An 8,110-nucleotide genomic window follows, 5' to 3' on the forward strand; every position below is an offset into this window, starting at 1 on the left:
ATGGAGGTGGCTTAAAAATGAATCGACTGACATTGGGCTCAAAGATCGGTATTTTCTCATCCTCGAGCCCTATTACCTACACCTCGCCAACGCGCTTTGAACGATCTAAGGATTTCCTCACTAACAAAGGATTTTCAATTGAAGAAGGTCATCTGACGAAAAAATATGACGGCTACCGCTCAGGATCGATTCAAGCGCGGGCAGACGAAGTGAATCATCTACTTAGGGATCCTGATGTTCATTGTTTAATGGCGACCGTCGGCGGTACAAATACGAATGCTATTCTTCCGTATATCGATTATGAGGCATTTAGGCGCAATCCCAAAGTCATTGTAGGTTATTCGGATACAACGGCTCTGTTATTCGCCTTGTATGCCCAAACCGGTATCCCGACATTTTACGGACCGGCACTCATCCCGTCGTTTGGGGAATTTCCTCCTTTCGTCAACGATACCTATCAATATTTTAAGGATCTATTCGTGTCCGAACTATCGTATCCTTATCATTTACCGATGCTTTCTGTTTGGACCGATGAACCCATTAATTGGGATACGCCAACTAAAACTAAAGAGAAGGAACAGCACACCAATAAATGGATTAGTTTAAAAGACGGCGTTTCCGAAGGTCGATTGATTGCCGGCAACCTAAATACGATGTACGGCATATGGGGAAGTCCTTATATGCCTGATATTCGAAACGGTGACATCCTAATGATTGAGGATAGTTTAAAAGATGCAGCCACTGTTGAGAAAAACTTCTCCCTATTAAAAGTCAATGGGGTCTTCGATCGCATTGGCGGTTTAATTCTTGGCAAACATGAGTTATTTGATGACCAAGGCACGGGCAAGAAACCCTACGACATTTTGCTTGAAGTGATCGGGGAACCGACATTTCCTATTCTTGCTGACTTCGATAGCTGCCACACTCATCCGATGATTCCGCTACCCATTGGCACCCATGTCAAGTTAGATACTTACAAAAAAGAGGTCACACTAACAGAAGATCCTTTTAATTTGAACGTATCCAAGCAGTAGACTAAAATAGTTGCTTGGATTATTTTTCATATATGAATTTCGCAAAAATCAACCTCATTAGCCTCTTGTGTCCTAGCAAACCACACGAGCAAGTCATTATGATGTTGAATGATTTGTTCGGCCTTTAGATGATCGGTGTCAAACGTGGAATGACCATCACTGATTAAGGTAACATCAAAACCGAGACTGAATGCCCGTCTTGTCGTCGTATCCACACACAGCTCCGTCTGCATACCTGTGATACAGAGATGATTGATGCTTCTTTCTGTTAAAATTGATTCAAGATGGGTCTGATGAAACGCATCAGGTGTCTGTTTTTCCACAACTAAATCTTCATTTAATGGCTTAATATCCCTATGAATATGCCAACCATCAGTCCCACGTTCCAGGGGTGTTCCTTTTCCATTGTCATGCTGGATATATATCACTGGAACACCCTCGGTTCTTGCTTGCCTAATCAGCTTTTGAAGATTGTCTATGACTGTTTCACCTTTATATACCCCATCCCCTACAGGAAACATGGCTTTCTGTACATCAATAATAAGTAGTGCTGAATGATCAGACATGGCCTCTCGCTCCTTTTATATACTCTCAATTGTTAAGTGATAAGGATACGCTAATGGCCTCATCTGGATGCTACTCATTCACATATCATCATCATGCGAATAATTGTTCCCCACCAAACCTATTTCGTCATTTGTCGTCAAATTCCTCTCTAATAAATAAAAATTTTTATAGTAAAACTGAGTCAATTTTATAAATGCTTATATTCATCATTGATCCGAACACTCGAATGGTCTAATGTATTAATGTTTGTTAATTCAGCGCGTTAACATCGTTGATTGGAACGGCAGGCGGCGACTCCTGCGGGAATAGCATGAGTCTTGAGACCCCGCAATGCGATCAAGGATGATCAGCTAAATGCGTCACGTCCTGTGACAACGCTGATCCTACCCACATCCTGTGGGCATGAGGCTCAAGCCATGCCCGCGGAAAGCGTCCGCCTAAAGTGGAAATCAACTGGCCAAGCACACTTACAAATGTTTGGTTTTTCTGCTTTAGTCTTGAATTGAAATTAACTCTAAAACTAACATGACATTAATGGAAAACGAGTTAGATACCTCACAGTTTTGCATTGAGATTTTGGTTAGGGAAGACACGCCATGAATCTTCGACGACAAGTTGTTCTCCGGTGAGTTCAGTAACATCCCATTTAGGTGTTGCAGACATTTTTAATCTCGGGAAATGCCAATGTTTTTGATATTTTGAAGAGGTTTCCGCCTGGTCTTCTTTTACATCGCATGCAATGCTCTTAATGATCATTGCCTCACCTCTGAACCTTTTAAAATAAGTTAGCAGATCTTAAAAAATGTAAGAAATCACTTTACCTCACCTTGGGCAGTTGCCTGTTCCCACTCACTTAAATACATCATTTCTGATTCATTATAAGTATCAATTTCAACTGGACAAATAAATTCTAAAGAATTTCTATCTGGATCATGAAAATAAATTGCTGCATGGGCTTGCGGTGGATTATCTAGAACAATAGGCTCCTTAGGTGCAAATCCAAAGTTTTCACGCATCACAATGCCGCGGCTTGACAGCCAATCTTTTGCTTTCTTAATGTCATTCAGTTCGACCCGAAACGCAATATGTCTCAATGAAGGATGATAAGGTGTTTGAAACTCCTCACCCTCCCATAAACCAATCCAACTTTTCCCTTTTTCAATCCAAAAGAATGCAATCCCCGACTTATTCCTATAGGCCAATTCCAATCCGATATTTTGATAAAATTCAATAGATTGGTTAAGATCACTCACCGGTAAATGGGCTTCATACAGTCCCTGAATCATCAAATGCCTCCCTGATTTCGTTTACTCTAGTTTATCAGCCAAACAAGCATCGTTCTTCAGACGAAATCGTGAGGTTTTCTACAACTTTGTACCGAGATGTACGGAAGTCTTTACATTAAAAAAGCTTGGACCGTTATGATCCAAGCATTCCTTTATATTTTTCGCACTCTGTTTTTAACATCAAAAGTAATAACCTACATATTCAGGTTCAGGTTACCTCGGTTGATTAAATTCAATCAAATTACCGTCAGGGTCAGCGACATACACTTGATGCCACGGTGTCTTATTATTTGGCTTATCCAAGTAGGGGATAGAGAAGTTGTCTAGCTTTTGTATCAAGGCATCAATGTCATTGACTCGAATCGCAAAATGCCCGTCCCGGCTGTCCAATTCATCCGTGCCCCGGAAAGCTTTCCCTTGCTCATATTTAATTAGATGAAGTTGTGTGGTGCCAATTTGATACCATGCCCCCGGAAAATCAAAATCCGGTCTATTTGGACTTTCTTCAAAGCCAAGGACATTACTGTAAAAGTGCTTAGATTGGTCAATGTCAGTCACCAACAACGAAACATGGTGAATACCTTCGTACATCCTCATCACATCCTTATCTAAAATAATATGTAGGCGTTCCACTTACATGACAAAAGCATATAATAAACTGATCTTTGATGAGGAGGAATACCAATGCCAAACCACCCTCAACAACAACAGCAATACGCTCATGTCCATGGCCATAAGGGCGCGACCACTTGCCAAGATGGCCACGTCCATATGCATCCCGGTGTTACAAGCACACCCATCCAAACACCACAAGGTCATGTCCATATGCTTCAAAATGTAACGACATTTGATGACAGCCACACCCATCGTTATCAAACCTATACAAGTTCGCCTATCCCCTTACCAAATGGCTATCACACGCATTACGTTGAAGTCACAACCACTGAAGATGACGGCCATACACATACCATTAAAGGTTTTGTCGACCCGTCAAAATCGTAGAGTGTTTTCTAAAAGATTGTTACTTTTGCATGGTGCAAAAAAAGATTATATACGCTCTGCGCCGCCCGAATACACGTAGACTTCTGCGGGAAGTGCGAGTTAGGCAAGACCCCACAGGGCCACGCCCGAGGAGGCTTGCCACTCGTCCGCGGAAAGCGGAGTGTATTCGGGATGCGGTCTAAATCACAACGGTCTATACGAAAACCGTCAAATCCTAAAATAAACCCCCATTCTGTTAAAGGCGACTGCCCATCAGCAGTCATTTATTACTAAACTTCCCAAAACTTCCGGATGATCTCCCGTTGCTCGGCAGCATTTCGATGTTGTGTCAGCAAACTAACGCCGACAAAACCGATTAAAGCAAAGATTACAGGCAAAACAACACTGTGCATACCCATGGGTTCAGGAAAATACGTTGAAATAAGAATATAGGAGACAATACCAGTCGCCATCGATGTGACGGCACCATAGGCATTCCCCTTTTTCCAATAAAGTCCGAGGACAATCGGCCAAATGAAGGCCGCTTCAAGCCCGCCAAAAGCGAACAAATTTAACCAAATTAAAAGGTCAGGCGGATGGATCGCCATGATAATGACTAAGATGCCGACCATCGTCGTCACTGATACACTCAACCTTTTTACTGTTTTTTCTTCGGCGTTCGGCTTAATGTAATTAATATACACATCTTTAACTATAGACGAACTCACAACCAGCAACAACGAATCAACCGTGGAAATAATCGCGGCTAACGGCGCCGCCAGTACAATGCCCGCTAGCCAATTCGGTAAAACCTCCATCGCAATCATCGGCATAACTTTATCAGCCACTTCAATACCTGGAATGACTGCTCGAGCAAATACACCGGTCAAATGCATGCCTAGCATAATGATACCAACGACAAGGGTTCCGATGATTAAGGCTTTGTGCATTGCCTTTGAATCACGATAAGCCATTGCGCGTACAGACACTTGCGGTAAACCCACAACCCCAACGCCGACGAGAATCCAAAAAGAAAATAAATATAAAGGCGATAATGAATGTTCGGCTCCAAAGGGTGAAATCAAACCTGGATTTTCAGCAGCAAGATCGGACATGATGTTAGATACACCGCCGCCAGCGACAATCGTGGCTATAAGGATAACGAGAGTACCAACCACCATTATAATCCCTTGAATCGTATCCGTAATTACATCAGCACGAAACCCACCGATCGCGACATAAATAATCAACGTTACCGCAAAAATAAATAATGCCGTCGTATAAGACAGACCCGTGATTGACTCGATCAATCGCGCACCACCAACCCATTGAGCCGCCATAGAGGAAAATAGAAAAATGACAATGCTGACCGCACAAAGAATAACAACCCATTTACTAGCATAACGTTCTTTTAGAAAATCGACTAAAGTGATGGCCTTGATTTTTCTCGCCACGATCGCAAATTTCTTTCCGAGAATGGACAGGGTGAAATAACCGGTCACGAGTTGTGACATCGCAAGTAGCACCCAGCCTAACCCAATAGAATAAGCTGCCCCAGGGCCACCGATAAAACTACTTCCACTACCGTAAGTCGATACCATTGTCATCGCAAGAATAAATCCGCCTAATTCGCGACTGCCGACGAAGTATTCTTTGAGAAATGAGTTGGCCTTTTTTAATTTTGTCGAAGCATAAAATCCAATTAAACATATACCCACTAGAAAAATCATTAAAGGAATCACAATTGATCCATTCACGAATTGTCCCCCCTATTATCTATGTCATCTAGGGGAATCTCTTTAAATACCTTTTTAACAACGATCGCAACAACTAATGTAAAAACGACAAGACCTAAAATACAACTGTAAAAGAACCACGCTGGAAATCCCCAAATATAATCATAATCTTTGACTGGCTTAGACCCCATGCCATAGGAAAATCCCAACCACCATATCAGGTTGGCCGCCGCAATGACACAACCGATAATCGCCTCCCGATTCGCAATTTTAAACCGGGGATCATCTTTGCCTTTCTTACTTGGCATTCTTTTCCCTCCGTTCCTAAATCGTTATTCTATAATAACCCGTTTCCTTGGGGAAATCTTGGCGAGTGAGTCGATTCCCATTAAGATATTGACGATATGAAGTGATCGTCCCATCATGGGAAACGATATAAATGCGTTCTTTACCAAATGTTCGACACCACGCGATCAATTCCTCTGCCCACCTATTGAATTTACCTTCTGGAAAGGTATTAATGCCTTGCATCCATAATTGTTCAGACAAGCCTTCCGCCAATTTGATACTAGGAAAATCACGAGCGATAAGTTGGACAGGTAAGATTCGATCACATGGCAATGTTTGTCCGTTTGGTATTAGTGGGAACATTCGCGGTGATACCAGCGGATGAGCGATCTTTATGCATGGAATCGTTTCGCCTAATAACAGTGCTGTCTCAAGCGTACGCCTCACCGGACTAATAATAAGGACATCATCCGGCGACAAATCAATCGTATCTTTTAAGACTCTAGCCTGTTTCACCCCGGTTTCAGTTAGCGCTGGATCACTTTCTTGCAGACTATCAGGAACATTTAATGTATGTTCTGCTTGACCGTGCCGAATAAATACAATCTCCATTGTTTGTTCCCCTCCATCGTCATATTATATATGTCATGAACTAGAATAGGCAATGGAATGATTTTAGCAAGATGATAGGCAGCTTTTTTTAATCTCCACTAATGCCACATATGATAAGATTAGTTTACAATGAAAAAATTCTTATATTATTTGATGTGGACAAGTATTAAAGGCCTGTATTTTATGTAGTTTAGGCAAAAAGGAGATTAATATATGAACATGCTTGAATTAAAGGAATTTCTACACACAATAAAAAGTAACAACTTCCATATTGACGCATCTTTTAATAAGTCAGAACTGACATCTGCATTGTTAAACCATCTGGGGGTTAGTGATCCCGTTTTAAGAGACGATCTAATCTATACTTGCTTTTCCCACATGATCACGAACAACTTTTATACCACAGAAGAGCTATCACATATATTAGATACTTGTTTAGACAATAACCACCTATTTTATGGAATAGGAAAAACAGATCATGATTCTGCTTTTACAAGATCATTTTCTTCTTTAATTATTGCAGCAGTATTAAATGTTAATGTCCAAGAGAATTTTTTAACATATAATCATGTCAAAAGGGTATCTGAATTGTTACTAAAATACCTTTATATGGAACAAGATGTCAGAGGACTTGTTAATGAACAAGGGTGGGCACATAGTATAGCTCATGTCGCAGATGCCTTAGATGAATTAATTAAACAACCTAGTCTATCGATATCAGATTATAAAAATATTTTTTCGGCTATTACGAGTAAAATGTGCTTTAACCAAGATTATTTCCATTTCGAAGAAGACGAACGTATGGTCATACCCATTGTAGAAATGCTGCGGCGAGGACTTGATGAACATATTGTCAACAGCAGAATCAATGAAATAACAACTGATTTAAATAGGAATCTGTTTGTCGATGATCCACAGTTGTTCATTTGTCGTTCCAATTTTAAACAGTTTTTAAGAAGTTTGTTTTTTCATCTTCAATTTAAAAATCAAAACTTGGAACTTAAAAGGGAAATGGAACAGGCTCTTAATCAAATGAGTCAACTCTACTATGATGTGTAATGTGTTGTTCATAATCAATACTAATGTAATGAAACTGTGAGTCTGATACCTCAAAATGAGCGACCTCCACAATCAGGATATAGAATCCGATCGTGGGAGTTACATTGCCTACATGAAGTACGATTGACATATCAAAAAGTCACTGAAAGAAGCATCATTCATATTTACAAGGAGGCACTCAACATGAAAGTGTGTTGCCTTATAATAAAGGCACCTTCTTGATTTCTAAGGAATAAAACTTTAATAAAAGAACAAAAATCAGAGATAAGAACCATTAAATTTGAGTTAGGGAACATTTCAGTAAAAATAAGGAACAAAACGTGGAGGAAAAGGCGGCTTTCTTTAAAACTAAGTAACAAAAGTCGATGATCATCGATCATATAAAAAAGGGTTATCCCAAAATGGAACAACCCCTTAACTTTATTTTGCCTGGCGGCGTCCTACTCTCACAGGGGCAAAGCCCCAATTACCATCGGCGCTGAAGAGCTTAACGACCGTGTTCGGGATGGGAACGGGTGTGACCTCTTCGCCATCACCACCGGGCTCA

The 8,110-nt window shown here is 40.8% G+C and carries 10 protein-coding genes and 1 rRNA gene; 3 read left to right on the top strand and 8 right to left on the bottom strand.

Annotated features, from left to right (window positions below):
* Positions 1 to 17: 17 nt before the first annotated feature.
* Entirely contained in the window at positions 18 to 1,034 is a 1,017-nt protein-coding gene (locus B9Y89_RS18590; protein ID WP_085524667.1) for a S66 family peptidase, read from the top strand.
* A gap of 26 nt (positions 1,035 to 1,060) precedes the next feature.
* On the opposite strand, the gene B9Y89_RS18595 is transcribed toward B9Y89_RS18590, so the two are convergent.
* The 4 genes from B9Y89_RS18595 to B9Y89_RS18610 form a co-directional block, all read right to left on the bottom strand.
* Positions 1,061 to 1,600 (bottom strand): cysteine hydrolase family protein, encoded by a 540-nt coding sequence (locus B9Y89_RS18595; RefSeq protein ID WP_085524668.1) that lies wholly within the window; start codon positions 1,598 to 1,600, stop codon positions 1,061 to 1,063.
* Between the two features lie 556 nt (positions 1,601 to 2,156).
* Entirely contained in the window at positions 2,157 to 2,357 is a 201-nt protein-coding gene (locus tag B9Y89_RS18600; protein WP_085524669.1) for a hypothetical protein, read from the bottom strand.
* Between the two features lie 56 nt (positions 2,358 to 2,413).
* Positions 2,414 to 2,887 carry a VOC family protein gene (locus tag B9Y89_RS18605; RefSeq protein WP_085524670.1) on the bottom strand — a complete coding sequence of 158 codons (474 nt, stop codon included), beginning with the start codon at positions 2,885 to 2,887 and terminating at the stop codon, positions 2,414 to 2,416.
* A 213-nt stretch (positions 2,888 to 3,100) separates the two neighbouring features.
* Positions 3,101 to 3,478, bottom strand: coding sequence for a VOC family protein (locus B9Y89_RS18610; protein ID WP_085524671.1), 378 nt, complete (start codon positions 3,476 to 3,478; stop codon positions 3,101 to 3,103).
* A 93-nt stretch (positions 3,479 to 3,571) separates the two neighbouring features.
* Here B9Y89_RS18610 and B9Y89_RS18615 point away from each other — a divergent pair, with 93 nt between their 5' ends.
* Entirely contained in the window at positions 3,572 to 3,889 is a 318-nt protein-coding gene (locus B9Y89_RS18615; protein ID WP_085524672.1) for a YmaF family protein, read from the top strand.
* A gap of 269 nt (positions 3,890 to 4,158) precedes the next feature.
* Here B9Y89_RS18615 and panF read toward each other — a convergent pair whose 3' ends face one another.
* From panF to B9Y89_RS18630, 3 genes are read right to left on the bottom strand one after another with little or no spacing between them, the layout of a single operon-like run.
* On the bottom strand, positions 4,159 to 5,625 hold the full coding sequence (panF, locus tag B9Y89_RS18620) for a sodium/pantothenate symporter (RefSeq protein ID WP_085524673.1): 1,467 nt from the start codon (positions 5,623 to 5,625) through the stop codon (positions 4,159 to 4,161).
* Positions 5,622 to 5,912 carry a YhdT family protein gene (locus B9Y89_RS18625; RefSeq protein ID WP_085524674.1) on the bottom strand — a complete coding sequence of 97 codons (291 nt, stop codon included), beginning with the start codon at positions 5,910 to 5,912 and terminating at the stop codon, positions 5,622 to 5,624. The genes panF and B9Y89_RS18625 overlap by 4 nt, the downstream gene beginning before the upstream one ends.
* Before the next feature lie 16 nt (positions 5,913 to 5,928).
* Entirely contained in the window at positions 5,929 to 6,504 is a 576-nt protein-coding gene (locus B9Y89_RS18630; RefSeq protein ID WP_085524675.1) for a histidine phosphatase family protein, read from the bottom strand.
* 213 nt (positions 6,505 to 6,717) lie between these two features.
* Here B9Y89_RS18630 and B9Y89_RS18635 point away from each other — a divergent pair, with 213 nt between their 5' ends.
* The gene (locus B9Y89_RS18635; RefSeq protein WP_085524676.1) at positions 6,718 to 7,563 is read left to right on the top strand and encodes a DUF2785 domain-containing protein; all 846 of its coding nucleotides are present in this window, start codon (positions 6,718 to 6,720) and stop codon (positions 7,561 to 7,563) included.
* Positions 7,564 to 7,990: 427 nt separating this feature from the next.
* Here B9Y89_RS18635 and rrf read toward each other — a convergent pair.
* Positions 7,991 to 8,106 (bottom strand): 5S ribosomal RNA (rrf, locus tag B9Y89_RS18640).
* Positions 8,107 to 8,110 lie beyond the last annotated feature (4 nt).

It is taken from the genome of Tuberibacillus sp. Marseille-P3662, assembly GCF_900178005.1.
In the GTDB taxonomy this organism is placed as follows: domain Bacteria; phylum Bacillota; class Bacilli; order Bacillales; family Sporolactobacillaceae; genus Marseille-P3662.